16 protein-coding genes and 1 riboswitch are annotated in these 19,278 nt (G+C 61.8%); of the genes, 11 read left to right on the top strand and 5 right to left on the bottom strand.

Features of this window, described 5'->3' with window-relative positions; genetic code table 11:
- Positions 1-291: 291 nt before the first annotated feature.
- Positions 292-1,731: a TolC family outer membrane protein gene (locus PSH73_RS02165; RefSeq protein WP_120731374.1), complete on the bottom strand. Its 1,440-nt coding sequence runs from the start codon at positions 1,729-1,731 to the stop codon at positions 292-294.
- 196 nt (positions 1,732-1,927) lie between these two features.
- Positions 1,928-2,033, top strand: a riboswitch (TPP riboswitch).
- 150 nt (positions 2,034-2,183) lie between these two features.
- On the opposite strand from PSH73_RS02165, the gene thiC reads away from it, so the two are divergent.
- Together thiC and cytX are read left to right on the top strand one after the other, a co-directional pair.
- Positions 2,184-4,073 (top strand): phosphomethylpyrimidine synthase ThiC, encoded by a 1,890-nt coding sequence (gene thiC / locus PSH73_RS02170; RefSeq protein ID WP_057437335.1) that lies wholly within the window; start codon positions 2,184-2,186, stop codon positions 4,071-4,073.
- A gap of 135 nt (positions 4,074-4,208) precedes the next feature.
- A complete protein-coding gene (cytX, locus tag PSH73_RS02175) occupies positions 4,209-5,498 on the top strand; it encodes a putative hydroxymethylpyrimidine transporter CytX (RefSeq protein ID WP_169989279.1) in 1,290 nt (429 codons plus the stop codon).
- Here the strand turns inward: cytX and PSH73_RS02180 are convergent.
- Positions 5,467-6,213, bottom strand: coding sequence for an RsiV family protein (locus tag PSH73_RS02180; RefSeq protein ID WP_057437337.1), 747 nt, complete (start codon positions 6,211-6,213; stop codon positions 5,467-5,469). The genes cytX and PSH73_RS02180 overlap by 32 nt on opposite strands.
- A gap of 202 nt (positions 6,214-6,415) precedes the next feature.
- Between PSH73_RS02180 and PSH73_RS02185 the strand changes: the two genes are divergently transcribed.
- The 3 genes from PSH73_RS02185 to cpdA all read left to right on the top strand — a co-directional run bounded on the left by PSH73_RS02185 (position 6,416) and on the right by cpdA (position 8,387).
- A complete protein-coding gene (locus PSH73_RS02185; RefSeq protein WP_057437341.1) occupies positions 6,416-7,033 on the top strand; it encodes an NUDIX domain-containing protein in 618 nt (205 codons plus the stop codon).
- Complete coding sequence (locus PSH73_RS02190; protein ID WP_057437343.1) at positions 7,024-7,473, top strand: DUF1249 domain-containing protein; 450 nt, start codon at positions 7,024-7,026, stop codon at positions 7,471-7,473. Before PSH73_RS02185 ends, PSH73_RS02190 begins: the two co-directional genes overlap by 10 nt.
- 98 nt (positions 7,474-7,571) lie before the next feature.
- Positions 7,572-8,387, top strand: a complete 816-nt coding sequence (gene cpdA / locus PSH73_RS02195) for a 3',5'-cyclic-AMP phosphodiesterase (protein WP_057958135.1) — start codon at positions 7,572-7,574, stop codon at positions 8,385-8,387.
- A gap of 1 nt (position 8,388) precedes the next feature.
- On the opposite strand, the gene PSH73_RS02200 is transcribed toward cpdA, so the two are convergent.
- From PSH73_RS02200 to PSH73_RS02210, 3 genes are all read right to left on the bottom strand, one after another.
- Positions 8,389-9,372, bottom strand: a complete 984-nt coding sequence (locus PSH73_RS02200) for a M14 family metallopeptidase (RefSeq protein ID WP_120731380.1) — start codon at positions 9,370-9,372, stop codon at positions 8,389-8,391.
- Positions 9,373-9,443: 71 nt separating this feature from the next.
- Entirely contained in the window at positions 9,444-10,667 is a 1,224-nt protein-coding gene (locus PSH73_RS02205; RefSeq protein ID WP_233100725.1) for an MFS transporter, read from the bottom strand.
- Between the two features lie 352 nt (positions 10,668-11,019).
- Positions 11,020-11,910, bottom strand: a complete 891-nt coding sequence (locus PSH73_RS02210; RefSeq protein ID WP_057437349.1) for a LysR family transcriptional regulator — start codon at positions 11,908-11,910, stop codon at positions 11,020-11,022.
- A 133-nt stretch (positions 11,911-12,043) separates the two neighbouring features.
- Between PSH73_RS02210 and PSH73_RS02215 the strand changes: the two genes are divergently transcribed.
- The 6 genes from PSH73_RS02215 (at position 12,044) to PSH73_RS02240 (ending at position 19,273) form a co-directional block, all read left to right on the top strand.
- The gene (locus PSH73_RS02215) at positions 12,044-12,652 is read left to right on the top strand and encodes a YqiA/YcfP family alpha/beta fold hydrolase (protein WP_057958139.1); all 609 of its coding nucleotides are present in this window, start codon (positions 12,044-12,046) and stop codon (positions 12,650-12,652) included.
- A gap of 44 nt (positions 12,653-12,696) precedes the next feature.
- The gene (gene parE / locus PSH73_RS02220; protein ID WP_057437361.1) at positions 12,697-14,601 is read left to right on the top strand and encodes a DNA topoisomerase IV subunit B; all 1,905 of its coding nucleotides are present in this window, start codon (positions 12,697-12,699) and stop codon (positions 14,599-14,601) included.
- The gene (locus PSH73_RS02225; protein ID WP_057958140.1) at positions 14,601-15,596 is read left to right on the top strand and encodes an esterase-like activity of phytase family protein; all 996 of its coding nucleotides are present in this window, start codon (positions 14,601-14,603) and stop codon (positions 15,594-15,596) included. Before parE ends, PSH73_RS02225 begins: the two co-directional genes overlap by 1 nt.
- Positions 15,593-16,114, top strand: a complete 522-nt coding sequence (locus tag PSH73_RS02230) for a TIGR02281 family clan AA aspartic protease (RefSeq protein ID WP_305461850.1) — start codon at positions 15,593-15,595, stop codon at positions 16,112-16,114. Before PSH73_RS02225 ends, PSH73_RS02230 begins: the two co-directional genes overlap by 4 nt.
- Positions 16,115-16,124: 10 nt before the next feature.
- The gene (gene parC, locus PSH73_RS02235; RefSeq protein WP_057437367.1) at positions 16,125-18,389 is read left to right on the top strand and encodes a DNA topoisomerase IV subunit A; all 2,265 of its coding nucleotides are present in this window, start codon (positions 16,125-16,127) and stop codon (positions 18,387-18,389) included.
- A gap of 176 nt (positions 18,390-18,565) precedes the next feature.
- Positions 18,566-19,273: a membrane integrity-associated transporter subunit PqiC gene (locus PSH73_RS02240; RefSeq protein WP_057444497.1), complete on the top strand. Its 708-nt coding sequence runs from the start codon at positions 18,566-18,568 to the stop codon at positions 19,271-19,273.
- Positions 19,274-19,278 lie beyond the last annotated feature (5 nt).

Here is a 19,278-nt window from a genome sequence, read left to right on the forward strand (position 1 = left end):
TAGCCATAGGTATCTACATAACTCTTTTATCTAGTGCTTATTGGGGTTGTGTACATTTCCGTTGCTGCGGTTACGGCGGCTATTGGTTCCGCCCTTACGGCGGCTCACTTTGGAAAGCCCCAAAGTGAGCCGCCGTAAGGGCGGAACCCTAAGTGGCCATGACCGCAGCAACGGATATGTACACAAACCTAAGAATCACTAAAGAGACGTGTAGATAAACCGAGGTGCCTGTATCGCGGGCAAGCCCGGCTCCCACACCAGCCAACTCTCACACGGCTGTTGTGGTGTGGCTCAATTGTTGGGGCGGGCCTTCAGTTGTTCGGACGCGGCCTTGGCCAGATCCGGCGGCAGGAAATCCTTGTCCGGGTTGTAGTCAGCCTTCAGGTACCGCGCCAGATCCTGCAGATCCCCTGGGTTCAACGTCCCTGCCGCCTGCTTCAAGCGCAGGTTGTCGAGGATGTAGTCATAACGGCTGTTGTTGTAGTTGCGCACCGAGGTGTACAGCTGGCGCTGGGCGTCGAGCACGTCGACGATATTGCGTGTGCCCACCTGGTAACCGATTTCCGTGGCTTCCACTGCGCTCTGGTTGGAGATGATCGACTGGCGGCGTGCCTGTACCTGTTCCACATCGGTGTTCACCGCGCGGTGCAGGTTGCGGGTGTTTTCCACCACCTGGCGGCGCAGGCCTTCGCGTTGCTGTTCGGTCTGGCCCAGGCGCGAATAGGATTCACGTACCTGGGAGCTGGTGAGGCCGCCGCTGTACAGCGGGATATTCAGGCGCAGGCCGATGGTGCGTTGCTCGACATCACCACGATAGGGCTGGCCGAACGCGTTGGGGTTGCTGAAACCGAGGGCGTCGTTGTCGCCTTTTTCGTATTGCGCCACCGCGTCCAGGGTAGGCGCGTGGCCGGCCTTGCGTTGCTTGAGGGTTTCTTCGGCAGCGGTGACCGCATAGTTGCTGGCCAGCAGGTTCAGGTTCTGCCGCCCGGCGGTGTCGACCCAGGCCTTGGCGTCATTCGGCGCTGGCGGCAAAACGGGCAGGGTGTGGACAATGCCCTGGATCGCGTTGTACTGGCGGTTGGTCAGAGTGATCAGCGCTTCAAACGCGTCATCCACCTGGCGCTGGGCGAGGATCCGGTTGGCCCGCGCGGTGTCGTAGCTGGCCTGGGATTGCAGCACGTCGGTCTTGTCCGACAGGCCCACGTCGAAACGCTCGTTGGACTGGTCCAGCTGGCGCTTGAAAGCGGCTTCTTCGGCCTTGGTCGAGGCCAGGTTGTCCTGGGCGCGCAGCACCGCAAAGTAGTTTTCCGCGCTTTGCAGGATCAGTTCCTGCTCGGTGGCCGACAGCTGCAGTGCGGCCTGTTCATTGACCGCTTCGGCCGCCTGCAACTGGAACCAGCGGTCGGCACGGAACAGTGGCTGGCTCAGGGTCGCACGCCAGGTGTGGGCATCGCGATTGGCGGTGGCTGACGGGGTGTCGATCTGGGTGCGTACGTTGTTCACGTCGGCGCCGGCCGAAAGGTTGGGCAGCAAGCCGGCACGGGCCTGGGGCACCACTTCTTTTTGCGCGCCATATTGGGCGCGGGCGGCGGCCAGGTCGGCGTTGTTGTCCACCGCTTCCTGGTAGACGCTGACCAGATCGGTTTTGGTCGACAAGGGCGCTTCTGCTGCCCAGACCATTCCATTGGTCGCACAAGACACGGCAAGAGCCAGTGAAAGTTTGCGCAGCATGAGGCGATCCCTAGATAAATATTACGACAATAATTTAGCGTTCAAGGCTACGACGAGCAATCCATAGCGTCAAGCCGCTGAGGCAGGAGCCGAGTGTAGTGGCCGTACCCCGGCACAACAATCCTGTAATTGCGCCATTCATCACGCTGAATGCACCGCTATTGGCAATTTGCCTGCTCCATGGTCTAGACTGGCCTCGTTCTTGTCGGGGTGCCTTGCTATGAGGCTGAGATCGGTAAATACCGGATCCCGTTGAACCTGATCAGGTTAGCGCCTGCGTAGGGAACAAGATTTCTCGTCACCCGGCGAGTCCTCTTGTGCTTCGTCCGGGATGTTGTTCGACAATCGAACAGCCCTCGTGCGCCAAGCACAGCACTGGTTCCAGTGCGTCCGTCCGCCACAGGTTCACTCCGACAAAAATCCACTGCCTGGATGTGTCTGGAGAGCCCGTGATGAGTACAAAACTAAAAAACACCGTGCATTTGAGTGAGTCGGCCAAGGTCGATTCCGGATCCGTGCAGCCGTTTACCCGCTCGCAAAAAGTCTATGTGCAGGGCACTCGCCCGGATATCCGCGTGCCGATGCGTGAAGTCAGCCTGGACGTGACCCCCACCGACTTCGGCGGCGAAATCAATGCGCCAGTGGTGGTCTACGACACCTCCGGGCCGTATACCGACCCGAATATCATCATCGACGTGCGCAAAGGCCTGGGCGATGTGCGCTCGCCGTGGATCGAATCCCGTGGCGACACCGAGCGCCTGGCGGGCCTCAGTTCGCACTTCGGCCAGCAGCGCCTGAGCGACGCCGAGCTGACCGCCCTGCGTTTTGCCCACGTGAAAAACCCGCGCCGCGCCAAGGCCGGGGCCAACGTGACCCAGATGCATTACGCGCGCAAAGGCATCATCACCGCCGAGATGGAATACGTCGCCATCCGCGAAAACATGAAGCTCGAAGAGGCTCGCGCCACTGGCCTGCTCGACCAGCAACACGCCGGGCACAGCTTCGGGGCCAGCGTGCCGAAAATCATCACCCCGGAGTTTGTGCGCGAAGAAATCGCCCGTGGCCGCGCCATCATTCCGGCCAACATCAACCACACCGAACTGGAGCCGATGATCATCGGCCGTAACTTCCTGGTGAAGGTCAACGGCAATATCGGCAACAGCGCCCTGGGTTCGTCCATCGAAGAAGAAGTGGCGAAACTCACCTGGGGTATTCGCTGGGGCTCGGACACGGTGATGGACCTGTCCACCGGCAAGCACATCCACGAAACCCGCGAGTGGATCATCCGCAACTCGCCGGTGCCGATCGGTACCGTGCCGATCTACCAGGCCCTGGAAAAAGTCGGCGGCGCCGCCGAAGACCTGACCTGGGAGCTGTTCCGCGACACCTTGATCGAACAGGCCGAGCAGGGCGTCGACTACTTCACCATCCACGCCGGCGTGTTGCTGCGCTATGTACCGCTGACCGCCAAGCGCGTCACCGGCATTGTGTCCCGGGGCGGCTCGATCATGGCCAAGTGGTGCCTGGCGCACCATAAAGAGAACTTCACCTACACGCATTTCGACGAAATCTGCGAAATCATGAAGGCCTACGATGTCAGTTTCTCCCTCGGCGATGGCCTGCGCCCAGGCTCGATTGCCGACGCCAACGATGCGGCGCAGTTCGGTGAGCTGGAAACCCTCGGCGAGTTGACGAAGATCGCCTGGAAACACGATGTGCAAACCATGATCGAAGGCCCTGGCCATGTGCCGATGCAGTTGATCAAGGAGAACATGGACAAGCAGCTGGAGTGCTGTGACGAAGCGCCGTTCTACACCTTGGGCCCGCTGACCACCGATATTGCACCGGGCTACGACCACATCACCTCGGGCATCGGCGCGGCGATGATCGGCTGGTTCGGTTGCGCCATGCTCTGCTACGTCACGCCCAAGGAACACCTGGGCCTGCCGAACAAGGATGACGTGAAGACCGGGATCATCACCTACAAGATTGCGGCCCACGCGGCCGACTTGGCAAAAGGTCATCCGGGCGCGCAGATCCGCGACAACGCCTTGAGCAAGGCGCGGTTCGAGTTCCGCTGGGAAGATCAGTTCAACCTCGGCCTGGACCCGGACACCGCACGTTCCTATCACGATGAAACCCTGCCCAAGGACTCGGCCAAGGTCGCGCATTTCTGCTCGATGTGCGGGCCGAAATTCTGCTCGATGAAAATCACCCAGGAAGTGCGCGAGTACGCGGCCAACCAGCGCATCGAGGCGGTGGACGTGGATGTGGCCAAGGGCTTGGCCGAGCAGGCGGAGCGGTTCAAGCAGGAAGGCAGTCAGCTCTACAAAAAGGTCTGAGCCCAATGATCGTTCCCACGCTCCGCGTGGGAATGCATCCCGTGACGCTGCGCGTCACAAAGCGGACGCTGCGCGTCCAAAGCGGCATTCCCACGCAGAGCGTGGCAACGATCATGTCCCTCTGAGATAACCCCCTTGAGCATTCAACCCAGCACCTATTCCCCTGACATCGCGGTGCCTGCCGATAAAAGAGTCTTCGGCGCCCGCGATCTGTTTTCCCTATGGTTCTCCCTCGGCATCGGCCTGATGGTCCTGCAAACCGGTGCACTGTTGGCGCCGGGGCTGGGCATGTCGGGGTCGTTGTTGGCGATCTTGCTCGGTACCCTGGTGGGCGTGCTGTTGCTGGCTGCCGTCGGGGTGATCGGCAGTGACACCGGCCTGTCGTCCATGGCCGCCCTCAAGCTCAGCCTCGGCGCCAAGGGGGCGAGCCTGCCGGCGCTGTTGAACCTGTTGCAACTGATCGGCTGGGGCTCGTTCGAGATTATTGTCATGCGCGATGCCGCCAGCCTGCTGGGTACCCGGGCTTTCAGCGCCGGCAGCCTGTGGGCCAGCCCGTTGCTCTGGACCGTGTTCTTCGGCGGCCTCGCCACGTTGCTCGCGGTCAGCGGCCCGTTGACCTTCGTGCGGCAGATCCTGCGCAAGTGGGGGATCTGGCTGTTGCTGGCGGCGTGCCTGTGGCTGACCTGGAACCTGTTCGCCAAGGCCGACCTGGCCGCGCTGTGGGCCCAGGCCGGCGATGGTTCGCTGCCGTTTGCCGTCGGGTTTGACATCGCCATTGCCATGCCGTTGTCCTGGCTGCCGCTGATTGCCGATTACTCACGCTTCGGCCAGCGCGCCACCCGTGTGTTCGGCGGCACCGCCCTGGGCTTTTTTATCGGTAGTTTCTGGCTGATGAGCCTGGGCGTGGCCTACACCCTGGCGTTTGCGCCCAGTGGCGAAGTCAATGCGCTGTTGCTGGCGTTGGCCGGGGCTGGCCTGGGGATTCCGCTGTTGCTGATTCTGTTGGATGAATCAGAAAACGCCTTCGCTGATATTCACTCGGCGGCGGTGTCCAGCGGCATGCTATTGCGCCTGAAAGTCGAGCACCTGGCGCTGGCGATTGGGCTTGTGTGCACGCTGATCGCCTGCTTTGCGCCCTTGGCCCAGTATCAGAACTTCCTGCTGTTGATCGGCTCGGTATTCGCGCCGCTGTTTGGCGTGGTGCTGGTGGACCACTTCATTCTGCGCCGGCGTGGCCAGGCCCTGGCTACAAGCCTGCGCTGGCCGGCATTGCTGGCCTGGCTGGGAGGAGTCAGTACCTATCATCTGCTGGTCAATCTGTACCCGGATATTGGCGCGACCCTGCCGGCACTGACGCTGGCAGGGCTGTTGCAATTTATCCTTGGGCGCGCTTTCAGCGGCGCACGGGCACCAGCTCAGGCTTGATGATGCCGTCGAGGCGAGCGTAAGGAATCTGCAACTCGACGTGGCCCATGGCGTAAGGCGCAATGGTGGTCGTAGGGTACTTGAGCACCACGGCACCGTAGGTCAGCGCCACGTTCGGGGTTTTCTGGAAGGGCCAGCTTTTCACGTACTCCGGCTCCAGGCTCAGGCGAGTGCTGATCAGCCAGCTGTTGTGGGCCACTTGGGCGGCTTTCCAGAACGCGTCTTCCTTGCCCGGGCGCAGCATGTCCGCCAGGGTCAGGTTTTTTTGCTGTTGGCGCGAGTAGTTGATGAAGCCACGGCCGGGTTCGCCGTGGGCACCGCCGGTGTCCAGGTAGCTGGACAGCTCGATGATCACCAAGCCGTCATGCTGCTCCCGTACCTTGGCCTGCAAATACATGCTGTTGCGCGGGCCGGACTCACGCAGGAATTTTTCCCGATAGGCATTCAAGGTCGCCGGCACCGGGGCGCCGGGGGTGGTGCGGGTCATTTCCAGCAGGCGTTGCTCGATCAACGCATCGAGCTTGGGCTCGCTGGCGAAATGCACCGTATCGATGTTCACCAGCGGGCAATCGGCAGTGGTGCAGCCGGGTTGCACCACCTCGGAGGCATCGCGAGTGGCTTCCAGCGGCGCACGGTAGCTGGGTTGGAACAGGCTCTGGCAAGCACCGAGCGTCAGGGCAATACAGGCCACGGAGGCGACTTTTAACAGCGACATGGGCGTCCTTCATAAAGCGGAGAAGAGCGAAAGATATGGGGCTTCGACTATCGGCATCCCAGTCAGTTCGCCACTAAGCTGATTACAGTGAGTGTGACCGCCGCCGCCCGTCCCGGCAACCGCAAAGGGGCTGCACCGAGGCGCGCGAGCGCTGTAGGATGGCGCGATGCTAAGACACACACCGGATTAAACGAGGGTTGATATGACCGACAGTGCGAAATCGACGCCGACCAGATTCGAAGAGGTTCAGCGCGACAATGCCTACAGCGGCTTCTACAAGCTCGATCGCGTGCAACTGCGTCACGAGTTGTTCGATGGCGGCATGAGCCCGGTTATCAACCGTGAGATTTTTGTGCGCCACGATGCCGTGTGTGTACTGCCCTACGACCCGCAGCGCGATGAAGTGGTGTTGATCGAGCAATTTCGTGTGGGCGCCATGGGTCGCACCGACAACCCCTGGCTGGTGGAAATGGTGGCCGGCCTGATCGACAAGGACGAGCAACCGGAGGAGGTTGCACACCGCGAAGCCGAAGAGGAAGCTGGGCTGACCTTCTCCGCGCTGTGGCCGATCACCAAATATTTCCCCTCGCCGGGTGGCAGCACCGAATTCGTCCACCTGTTTTTGGGGCGTTGCGACAGTGCCGGTGCCGGCGGTATCCATGGCCTGGCCGAGGAGGCAGAAGATATCCGTGTCACCGTCTGGGCTTTTGAAGATGCCCTGCAAGCGGTACGCGACGGTAAAATTTCCAACGCAGCCAGCATTATCGCCCTGCAATGGCTTGCGCTTAATCGCGCGGAAGTGAGGGGGCTATGGCAGTAAAGGTACGGGAACGCTACCGGGTTGATCTGATCGGCTTGCAAGCCGCTTGCGAGGCTAACTACGCGCGGCTGATGCGCCTGTTGCCGGACATGCGCCACGCGCCCGAAGCGCGCCGGATCGCCGTGACCCACGGCGACCAGATGCTCGGCGTGTTGAACCTGGAAGTGATCCTCACCTGCCCCTACACCAGCACCCTGCGGGTGCGCCAGGAGCACAGCCTGCCGTGGCTGCCGGTGCCGCAGTTGGAAGTGCAGGTGTATCACGATGCACAGATGGCCGAAGTAGTCAGCGCCGAACATGCACGGCGCTTTCGCAGCATCTATCCTTACCCCAATGTGTTCATGCACCAGCCCGATGAGAAAGCCCAGCTCAATGTGTTCCTCGGCGAGTGGTTGAGCCATTGCCTGGCGTTGGGCCATGAGTTTGAAGTCGTGCGGTAGATGTGAACTGCGTCTGCTTCACGGGTTTCCTCTTTGTATCCTGCCCCAGCATAATTGCGCCCATTGTCCATTTTTCGTGATCGCCCTGGGAGAACGCCTTGCCGAGCGTATCCATCGTGAACCCTGATGCGCCGGCGTTGCTGGTGCAACTGTCTGACAGCCACCTGTTTGCCGAGGCCGACGGCACGCTGCTGGGCATGAACACCCGTGACAGCCTGCAGCGGGTGATTGACCTGGTCCGCGCCCAGCAGCCGCAGATTGATTTGCTGCTGGCCACCGGCGACCTGTCCCAGGACGGCACGCTTGCGTCCTACCAGCTGTTTCGTGAACTGAGCCAGCAGGTCGGCGCCCCGGCGCGCTGGATCCCGGGCAACCACGATGAGCCGCAGGTCATGGCCGAGGCCACCATGGGCAGTGCGTTGCTGGAGCCGGTGGTGGATGTGGGCAACTGGCGGGTCATTATGCTGGACTCCGCCGTGCCGGGCTCTGTGCCGGGTTATCTGGCGGATGTGCAACTGCAGCTCTTGGCCCAGGCGTTGAGCGAAGCACCGGGCCGCCATCACCTGGTGTGCTTCCATCATCACCCCGTGCCTATCGGCTGTGCCTGGATGGAGCCGATTGGCCTGCGTAACCCTGAGGCGCTGTTCGCCGTCCTCGACCGGTTTCCCCAGGTACGGGCGGTGCTGTGGGGGCATGTGCACCAGGAAATCGACCGCGAACGCCATGGCGTGCGCCTGCTGGCGTCGCCGTCGACCTGTATCCAGTTCGCCCCGGGCAGTGAGGATTTCAACGTCAGCGAACAGGCCCCTGGCTATCGCTGGCTGCGTTTGCATGCCGATGGACGCTTGGAAACAGGCGTAGAGCGGGTCCAGGGGTTTGCCTTCACCGTCGATTACGGTAGCAATGGCTACTGATCTATTGACGGTAGTCCCGCGCTAACCGCACCACCGTAACGCCTTGCCCCAGATGCCGCAGTGAAGGCTGGATCAACACGCAGTTGTCATACGGCGTGACGATTTCGCGCTGGGCATCCCGGGCGATCACCGTGCCAGCGTGGCTGATCCGCTCCAGGCCACGAAAGTCATCGGTGAAACTGAAGTCCATGCTGTGGGCGATCACTGGGTCGGTGACTTGCAAACATTGCTGGGCTGCAGGTTTTTCCTGGCTGAGAAACGTCGATACATCCGCCTCGACGACTGCCTGAGTCGCAATCAGGAAGCGGGCCGCCACGTCGAGGGCGACCCGTTCACTGGTTTTCGAAAAGTGCTGGCCGGTCTCGATCAGCAGCGCATTCTTGGGGCTGGCGGCATCGCCGAATCCGCCGTAGTCACGCATGCGCCGGCCGTTGGCGTGGCCGGCGTCTGCGACGATGGTTGCCGGTACGCCTAATGATTGGGCGAACGCCAGGCCTTTGGCGCATGCACCGCACATCATCAGCGGCGGTGATTCTTCGTGCATTGAGTGGATATCGAGCAGCAAATCCACACTGTCGATCAGCGGGCGCAGCTCCCGGGCGCGGCGCAATTCGGCGGAGTCGCGCGGGCCGTCGAGGGTTGATGGCAGCCAGACGCGGTTCATGTCCTCGTCAATAAAGCGGGTCGCATCAATGTCCTGTGGGTCGAAGCGTTGATAGGCCTGTATGTTGGCAAAGCCCAGTGACAATCGCCCCTGGCGCGGGCGCACCCCGCTGCGCAACAGGGCGTCCACCGCGATTGCGCCGCTGACTTCATTGCCATGGGTCAGTGCCATGATCAGCACATGGGGCCCTGGCGTGCCGCTGTCGAAGCTGTGTATGTAGTCGATCCCGCAGTTACCGGTTTTCCATTGGCTCAGATCAGGGAACTGGACCTCCACGGGGTAGGGTTTGAGTGCTGCACGAACCTGCTCAAGGGTTTTCATTTCAGTCTCCGACTGACCGAGGTGTGCACTTGCCGCGCGGGCTTGGCGCGCGACAAGCAGGAAGGGTTTGTTTAATGGGCAGCGGGGTGGGTGCCGCGCATGCGTCGGCCCAGGCAGATAATCGCCAGTACGCTGATCAGAATGGTCGCCATGACATAAAAGCTGGGGGCCAGCTTGCTGCCGCTGGCGTCGATCATCCACGTCACGATCAAGGGCGCAAAACCACCAAACAGGGTGACGGAAAAGTTGTAGCTCAGCGCCAGGCCGGTCCCGCGAATGCTGGTTGGGAAAATATCGGCAAGCATCGCCGGGATGGGCCCCAGGCAGGCAGCGATCAACAACCCGACAATCGCCTGCACGGTCAGCAGCGTAGAAAAGCTGGGGAAGGCGTTGAGCAGGGCGAACATCGGATAGGACGAAAACCCGGTAAGCAGCAAGGCGATTGTCAGTACCCGAAAGCGTCCGTAGCGATCGGATAAGCCGCCAAATACCGGGGCCATCAACATCAGGGTCACGCCAGTCATCAGCGCCCCGAGATACGAAGAGGTGGCGGTGATGTTCAGTTGTTTAAGGGCATAAATGGGCATGTACAGCTTGTGCACATAGTTGAATGCTGTGGCCCCGGCCACCACGCCGATAGCCAGCAATAGGCTGACGTGCCCTTTGACCAACACATCGCGCAGCGGCGTCTTCAACTTTGTGCTGGCGGCGGTTTTCTTGAAGTCCGGGGTTTCATCGATTTGCGTGCGAATGTAGAAACCCACCGGCCCGATCAGCAGGCCGAAGCCGAAGGCCACACGCCAACCCCAGTCGTTCAACTGCACATCCGACAGCACATAGCTGAGGATTGCACTGACCCCCGCGGCCAGTATGGTCGCCAGGCCCTGGGTCGACAATTGCCAACTGGCAAAGAAGCCACGGCGTTTGGCATCGGCGTGCTCGACCATGAATGCGGTCGCCGCACCAAACTCACCGCCCGTAGAAAAGCCCTGGAGCATGCGCGCAACGATGATCAACAGCGGCGCTGCCAAGCCGATCTGCTCATAGGTCGGGGCGAAGGTAATCATTGCGGTGCCGATCAGCATGATCATGATCGACATCGTTAACGATGCCTTTCGCCCGGCCCTGTCGGTGTAGGAACCGAGCACGATGGCGCCCAGGGGGCGCATCAGGAAGGAAATGCCAAACGAGCCTACGGCCAGCAGCAGTGAGGTGGTTTCGTTATCGGATGGGAAAAACTGTTTGCTGATCACTACCGCGAAATAGCCGTAGATCAGCAAATCATAAAACTCCAAGGCGTTACCGACACTGGCAGCGACGATCTCCTTCCATGGACCTCGCTGGGTTGGAGCCTGTGCCGATGATAAGACGGATGATGGGACTGTCATGGGTGTGCACCGGGTCTGTTTCACAGTTGGCATTCGGATTCGCCGAACCGCAGCGCGGCCTGACGAGATCGAAGGCATTAATTGTTATGGGTGAAAGCCCGGGTGAAATTGAATCAAGTGCGCACGAACAGCAATTGCCGTTTCGGCACAGGTTTGAGCTGTTTTGGCACGGGGCCGACAGGCATTGGGTTTTACGCATCTTGGAGTTGATGCAATGCCAGAAGCTATGAGCGCAAACGCTGTTGGCGCAACGACAGGTTCACAGACCTTCCCAGATCTTCATGACCATTTCGCTCTGGTTGGCGTGCAGGCGATGCAGCGAGACGTCGAAGGCGACGTGAAACTCGGGGCCGCCTGCAATCAGCAACTCGCCCGAGGCCAGCGCATCCTTGACCACCATGCGCGGCAGCCATGCCAGGCCTCTGCCACGCTTGGCCATTTCCAGGATGGCGTCATAAGAGTCCGCCTGGTAGACCATGCGCAGCGCCAGGTGCTGTGGCAGCCGCTCAAGGTGCTGGGCCAGCACGCCGCGCAGTGCCAGGGACGGAGAAAAGGCCAGCCAGGGGATGCTCATGGCGCAGGGCGCGGTGCAGATCTGCTGGCGCGGCAGGCCATTGGCGTCCGGCGCACTGACCGGCAACAGTTCCTCATTGGCCAGTACCCGGGAGTCGCAACGCTCCGCGCCCAGCAGTGTCTGGGTCAATGGGCTGGAAAAGCTCAACAGCAGGTCGACCTCACCGGCGGATAACTTGCTGATCGCTTCTTGCGCCCCGCTGGTGACCAATGACACCGCAAAATTGCCCAGGCGCTGGTGCAATGACTCGTACCAGTCCGGGAAAAAATCGCTGGCCAGGGTCCGGCCGGTGGCGATGCGCACGGGTTCGTCGCGGCTCAGGGTGGTGCCTTTGAATTGCGCCCTGACAGTGGTCAGCAGTTGCAATGATTGTGTCGCGGCGTCCAGGAACAGCACGCCGCAAGGCGTCAGTGACAGGGGCTGTTTGCGCTCGATCAAGGGTGTACCGACCCATTCTTCCAGGGCGCGGATACGTCGGCCGAACGCCGGGTGCGTGACACAGCGATTTTCGGCGGCCCGCGACAGGCTGCGGGTGCGGGCCAGTTCGATAAAATCCTCAAGCCATTCTAGTTGCATGCGGTTTTCCTGCCTGGCGGCTCATCAACGCGGCGTCAGCGATAGTACCGCCAGCGGCGATGGGCTGCACCCACAACCCCCGCGTTCCCTGTAAACTGCGCCCCTTTGGCTGTAAACGCACGGAGAGCCCGGCATGTCCGCTTCGATCTTGTATATCCACGGTTTCAACAGTGCGCCGGCCTCGACCAAGGCCAGCTTACTGATGGGCGTGATGGACAGTCTCGGTCTGGCCGACCAACTGCGGGTGCCGGCCTTGCATCACCACCCACGCCAGGCGATGGTCCAGCTGGAGCAGGCGATCGGCGAGCTGGGGCGGCCGCTGCTGGTCGGCAGCTCACTCGGCGGCTACTATGCAACCCATCTTGCCGAACGCCATGGCCTCAAGGCGCTGTTGGTCAACCCGGCGGTCAGCCCCCATCGCATGTTCGACGGTTACCTGGGCACCCAGACGAACCTCTACACCGATGAAACCTGGGAACTGACCCACGATCACGTCGCGGCCCTGGCTGAGCTTGAGGTTGCAGCGCCCCAGGATGCCCAGCGCTATCAGGTGTGGTTGCAGACCGGGGACGAAACACTGGATTATCGCCTCGCCGAGCAGTATTACCGGGCCTGTGCCTTGCGTATCCAGGCTGGCGGCGACCACGGTTACCAGGGCTTTGGCCGACAGTTGCCGGCGCTGTTGAGTTTTGCCGGCATTGGTGCAGATCAGTACCAATCCTTCGATTTCACCGCATTGTGAAACCGCAGGTTACTTTTTAATCGAACGACTCACGACGAGACCCCATGGCCACTCCCAGCGCTAGCTCTTATAACGCCGACGCCATCGAAGTCCTCTCGGGCCTCGACCCGGTGCGCAAACGCCCCGGCATGTACACCGACACCAGTCGGCCGAACCACCTTGCCCAGGAAGTCATCGACAACAGCGTCGACGAAGCCTTGGCCGGGCATGCCAAGTCGGTCCAGGTCATCCTGCACGCCGACCATTCCCTGGAAGTGTCCGACGACGGGCGCGGCATGCCGGTGGACATCCACCCGGAAGAGGGCGTGTCGGGTGTCGAGCTGATCCTCACCAAGCTGCACGCGGGCGGCAAGTTCTCCAACAAGAACTACCAGTTTTCCGGCGGCTTGCACGGTGTGGGTATTTCCGTGGTCAACGCCTTGTCCACGCAGGTGCGGGTCAAGGTCAAGCGCGACGGCAACGAATACCAGATGACCTTCGCCGATGGCTACAAGGCCACCGAGCTGGAAGTGGTCGGCACGGTCGGCAAGCGCAATACCGGGACCAGCGTGTACTTCGCGCCGGACCCGAAGTACTTCGATTCCCCGAAATTCTCCATCAGCCGCCTCAAGCACGTACTCAAGGCCAAGGCCGTGCTGTGCCCGGGCTTGCTGGTCAGTTTTGAAGACAAAGGCACCGGCGAAAAGGTCGAGTGGCACTACGAAGACGGCTTGCGCTCCTACCTCGAAGACTCGGTCAGCGAGTTCGAACGCCTGCCCAACGAGCCGTTCTGCGGCAGCCTGGCAGGTAACAAGGAGGCCGTGGACTGGGCCTTGCTGTGGCTGCCCGAAGGGGGCGACAGCGTCCAGGAAAGCTACGTCAACCTGATCCCCACCGCCCAGGGCGGTACCCACGTCAACGGTCTGCGCCAGGGCTTGCTGGATGCCATGCGCGAATTCTGCGAATACCGCAGCCTGTTGCCGCGCGGCGTGAAGCTGGCGCCGGAAGACGTCTGGGAACGCATCGCCTTTGTGCTGTCGATGAAAATGCAGGAGCCGCAATTCTCCGGCCAGACCAAGGAACGCCTGTCGTCCCGCGAGGCCGCGGCGTTTGTCTCGGGCGTGGTCAAGGATGCGTTCAGCCTGTGGCTCAACGAGCACCCGGAACTGGGCCTGGCCCTGGCGGAGCTGGCGATCAACAACGCCGGCCGTCGCCTCAAGGCCAGCAAAAAGGTCGAGCGCAAGCGCATTACCCAGGGCCCGGCGTTGCCCGGCAAGCTGGCGGACTGCGCCGGCCAGGACCCGATGCGCTCCGAACTGTTCCTGGTCGAAGGTGATTCCGCCGGTGGTTCGGCCAAACAGGCGCGGGACAAGGAATTCCAGGCGATCCTGCCGCTGCGCGGCAAGATCCTCAACACCTGGGAAGTCGATGGCAGCGAAGTCCTGGCCAGCCAGGAAGTGCACAACATCGCCGTGGCCATTGGCGTCGATCCAGGCGCCGAGGACATGAGCCAGTTGCGCTACGGCAAGATCTGCATCCTGGCCGACGCCGACTCCGATGGTCTGCACATTGCCACGTTGCTCTGCGCACTGTTCGTCCAGCATTTCCGCCCGCTGGTGGATGCCGGTCACGTCTACGTGGCCATGCCGCCGCTGTACCGCATCGACCTGGGCAAAGAAATCTTCTACGCCCTGGACGAGGCCGAACGCGACGGCATCCTCGACCGCCTGGTGGCCGAGAAGAAGCGCGGCAAGCCACAAGTCACCCGATTCAAGGGCCTGGGTGAAATGAACCCGCCGCAACTGCGCGAAACCACCATGGACCCGAACACCCGGCGCCTGGTGCAGTTGACCCTCGAAGACTATGCCGCCACTTCGGAAATGATGGACATGTTGCTGGCCAAGAAGCGCGCCGGCGACCGCAAGGCCTGGCTGGAGTCCAAAGGCAACCTGGCCGAGGTATTGGGCTGATGCGCAGCGGTTTCGCCCTGGCGATACTGTTGTTGAGCGGGTTGGCTGCTACCCCAGTGGTTGCCCAGCCTGCGGCCGAGCTCAAGTTGTTGTCCGAACACCCTGTAGACGGCATGCGCGGCGGCAACCTGTCGGGCCTGGCCTTGTGTGGCAAGGACTTGTGGACGGTCTCTGACCGCGACGACGACCAGATCTACCGCCTCGATACCCGCGCCGACACCTGGCAGGCCGAGACGGTAACGATCAACGTGCCGCCGGTGCCCGAGTCTGGCCTGCCCTGGGGCTTGCGCGCACGCACCACGGCGGCGTCGGTAATTCGCGGCGGCGACCTGGATTTTGAAGGCATCAGCTGTGACGCCGCGGGTAATCGCTATATCGTCAGCGAAGCCCATGCGGCCGTGCTGCAGGTGCCGGCAAGCGGTGATCCCGAGTGGCTGAAGATTGCCCCTGGCATGGTCCGCGAGGCGCGGGCCAGTGGCCTGTTGTTGCACTTCAATGCCCTGTTTGAGGGCTTGGCGGTCAACCCCGAGGGCAACCAGATCTGGCTGGCAGCCGAGCGTGAGCGGCGCGGGCTGATCTCGATCAAGCGCGGGCAAAGCGTTTGGGATTGTGATGGCCCGTGCGTACTGTTGAGCGAAGCCGGCCAGGAAATGCAACCGGCGCAGTTTCCGGGGGCCAGGGCGGTGTCCAAGGACTTTGCTGACCTGGCGTTGTTCAACGGCAAGCTGTTTACCCTGGAGCGCAACGCGTTCCAGATCTGCCGGCGCGACAGCGTGACGGCCAAGGTCGAGTTGTGCTGGTCGTATGCCGATGAGGCCCTGGTGCCAAATCGACGTTACCCCCAGAACTACGGCCTGGCGGAAGCCCTGTTGATTGACGCCGACGGCGCCTGGATTGGCATCGACAATAATTTCGGCGCTCGGGCCGATGCTGAAAAACGCCCGATGGTCTATCGTTTTGCCGCCCCGGCCGGTGGCTGGAGCGCCCAGCCTTGAGTGCGCAACCACCGGGCAAGCGTGCCGGGCGGGTGTTGATGTTCGTGGCCTGGGGTGCCGGACTGTTTCTGGCCACGCGGTTTTTCGGGCAATGGGAGGCGCGGCAGGAAAACCCCAATGCCGCGGTCACCTCACAGCAACACGAGGGTTATATCGAAGTGAAACTGGTCGGCAACGGCCAAGGGCATTTCGTCGCCACTGGCCAGATCAACGGCCAGCCGGTGGATTTCATGCTCGATACCGGCGCCACCGATGTGGCGGTGCCGGCCGAGTTGGCCGAACGCCTGGGGCTCAAGCGCGGTTTGCCGGTGACCTTGAGCACCGCCAACGGCCGCAGCCAGGGCTATCGCACCCACCTCGACCGCCTGCAGTTGGGCGATATCGTCCTGCAGGACGTGCGCGCCCTGGTGGCGCCGGGGCTGGGTGGCGAGCAAGTGCTGTTGGGCATGAGCGCATTGAAACAACTTGAATTTACCCAGCGTGGCGGCACCTTGCTGCTACGCCAGACCAGACAATGATGAGGCCCGCATGAGTGACATCCTTGCAGACAGCTTAGACGGCGTAGAACGCCGGTCGCTGGCTGACTTCACCGAAAATGCCTACCTCAACTACTCCATGTACGTGATCATGGACCGTGCCTTGCCGCACATCGGCGACGGCCTGAAACCGGTACAGCGGCGCATTATCTACGCCATGAGTGAGTTGGGCCTGGACGCGGACTCCAAGCACAAGAAGTCGGCGCGTACCGTCGGTGACGTGCTCGGCAAGTTCCACCCCCACGGCGACTCGGCGTGCTACGAAGCCATGGTGCTGATGGCCCAGCCGTTCAGCTACCGCTACACCCTGGTCGATGGCCAGGGCAACTGGGGGGCGCCGGATGATCCCAAGTCGTTCGCTGCCATGCGTTATACCGAGGCGCGCCTGTCGCGCTACTCCGAAGTGCTGCTCAGCGAGCTGGGCCAAGGCACGGCAGACTGGGGCCCGAACTTCGACGGCACCCTCGACGAGCCATTGGTATTGCCGGCGCGCCTGCCCAATATCCTGCTCAACGGCACCACCGGCATCGCCGTGGGCATGGCCACTGATGTGCCACCGCACAACCTGCGTGAAGTCGCCACGGCCTGCGTGCGCCTGCTCGATGAGCCCAAGGCCACGGTTGAGCAACTGTGTGAGCATATCCAGGGCCCGGATTACCCGACCGAAGCGGAAATCATCACGCCGCGTGCCGACCTGCTGAAAATGTACGAGACCGGCAAGGGCTCGGTGCGCATGCGTGCGGTGTACCACATCGAAGATGGCGACATCATCGTCACCGCCTTGCCGCACCAGGTCTCCGGCGCCAAGGTGCTGGAACAGATTGCCGCGCTGATGCAGGCCAAGCCGTCGAAGCTGCCGCAAGTGGCGGACCTGCGTGACGAGTCCGACCACGAGAACCCTTGCCGCATCGTGATCATCCCGACCAATAGCCGGGTCGATCACGAAGTGCTGATGCAGCATCTGTTTGCCAGCACCGAGCTGGAATCCAGCTACCGGGTCAACGTCAACATCATTGGCCTGGACGGCAAGCCGCAGCTGAAAAACCTGCGCAACCTGCTGGTGGAGTGGCTGGAGTTCCGGGTCAATACCGTGCGCCGCCGCCTGCAGTTCCGCCTGGACAAGGTCGAGCGTCGCCTGCACCTGTTGGACGGCTTGCTGATCGCCTATCTCAACCTGGATGAAGTGATCCACATTATCCGCACCGCCGAGCACCCGAAAGCCGAGCTGATCGCGCGTTTCGAGCTGAGCGAGATCCAGGCCGACTACATCCTCGACACCCGCCTGCGTCAGTTGGCGCGCCTGGAAGAGATGAAGCTGCGCGACGAACAGGACGCGCTGCTCAAGGAACAAGCCAAGCTGCAAGCCCTGCTGGGCAGCGAAGCCAAGCTCAAGAAGCTGGTGCGCAGCGAATTGATCAAAGATGCCGAAACCTATGGCGACGACCGCCGCTCGCCGATTGTCGAGCGTGCCGAAGCCAAGGCCCTGACCGAAACCGAGCTGTTGCCCAACGAGAAAATTACCGTCGTTCTGTCGGAAAAGGGTTGGGTTCGTTCCGCCAAGGGGCATGATATTGATGCCACCGGTTTGTCGTACAAAGCCGGCGATGGGTTCAAGACCGCCGCAGCCGGGCGTTCCAACCAGTTCGCGGTGTTTATCGACTCCACCGGGCGCAGTTATTCGGTGCCGGCCCATACCCTGCCATCTGCACGGGGCCAGGGCGAGCCGTTGACCGGCCGCCTGGCGCCGCCGCCAGGGGCAAGTTTTGAATGTGTATTGCTGCCCGATGATGACTCGCTGTACGTCATCGCCTCTGACGCCGGCTACGGTTTCGTGGTCAAGGGCGAGGATTTGCAGGCCAAGAACAAGGCGGGCAAGGCGCTGTTGAGCCTGCCGAACAACGCCAAGGTGATCCTGCCGCGTCCGGTCGAGGACCGTGAAGGCAATTGGCTGGCCTCGGTGACCACCGAGGGGCGTTTGCTGGTGTTCAAGATCAGCGACCTGCCGCAGTTGGGCAAGGGCAAGGGCAACAAGATCATTGGTATCCCAGGGGAGCGGGTGGCCAGTCGCGAAGAGTACGTGACCGACATCGCGGTGATCCCGGAAGGCTCTACCCTGGTGCTGCAGGCCGGTAAGCGTACGCTGTCCCTGCGCCCTGATGACCTTGAGCATTACAAGGGTGAACGTGGACGCCGCGGGAACAAATTGCCCCGTGGCTTCCAGCGGGTGGATGCTTTGCTGGTAGAAACACCTGCTTAAAGCGATATAGAGCACCCGATCTACGATTTAACGCGTAGATCGGCGCTTTCGCGCTGGAGTCATGGCGCATATTCACGGATGATATGGCCTTTCCAGCGCCGGCGTGGCTGAGCGCGTATAGGTTATTTTTAGTATTACATTGTGGTTTGCCTTGTGGCAGCCACCTGGATGGGATGATGACTGCTCCACGCCTTCCTTTATTTTTGATGCTCGCTGGCCTTTTGGGGTTGGCGGGTTGCACTACGCACCAACCGGTGTCGCTGTACCAGCTGGATAGCGGAAATCCGGCGCAGCCTGCGCAAAGTGCTGGCATGGCGGTCTTGCTCGGGCCGGTCGTGGTTGCCGATTACCTGCAACGTGAAACCCTGCTGCAACGCCAGGACGATGGCAGCCTGCAAGGCTCCATCGACGGCCGTTGGGCCGGTAGCCTGTCGTCGGATATCAACCAGTTGATGCTGCGCCAGGTGGCCGGCCATCTGGACAGCCAGCGTGTGGTGCTGTCGCCGGCGCCCACCAGCTTTACGCCGGATGTGCAGGTGTTGCTGACTATCACGCGTCTGGACTCCGGGGCTTCGCAGCCGGCCATCCTTGACGCGCAATGGCGCCTGATCGACCGCCGTGGCCAGGTGCGGGACAACCGCATTGTGCATCTGCAGGAGCAGCATGCCGGCAGCACCGCTTCCCAGGTCCAGGCCCAGGGCGTGTTGTTGCAGCGTTTGGCTGAGCAGTTGTCGGTTGCCCTCAAGCCATTGGCCAACCAGCCACCGATTGCCGAGGCCCCGCGCAAGCAGGCCCCGGCGCCGGCCAAGCCGGCAGCCCCGGAAAAGCCGAAGATCCCGATGGCATCGCCGATTCGTACGGATATGGAAGTGTTCAGGTTCTGACCTGA

Source organism: Pseudomonas sp. FP2294, from assembly GCF_030687625.1.
In the GTDB taxonomy this organism is placed as follows: Bacteria; Pseudomonadota; Gammaproteobacteria; order Pseudomonadales; family Pseudomonadaceae; genus Aquipseudomonas; species Aquipseudomonas shahriarae.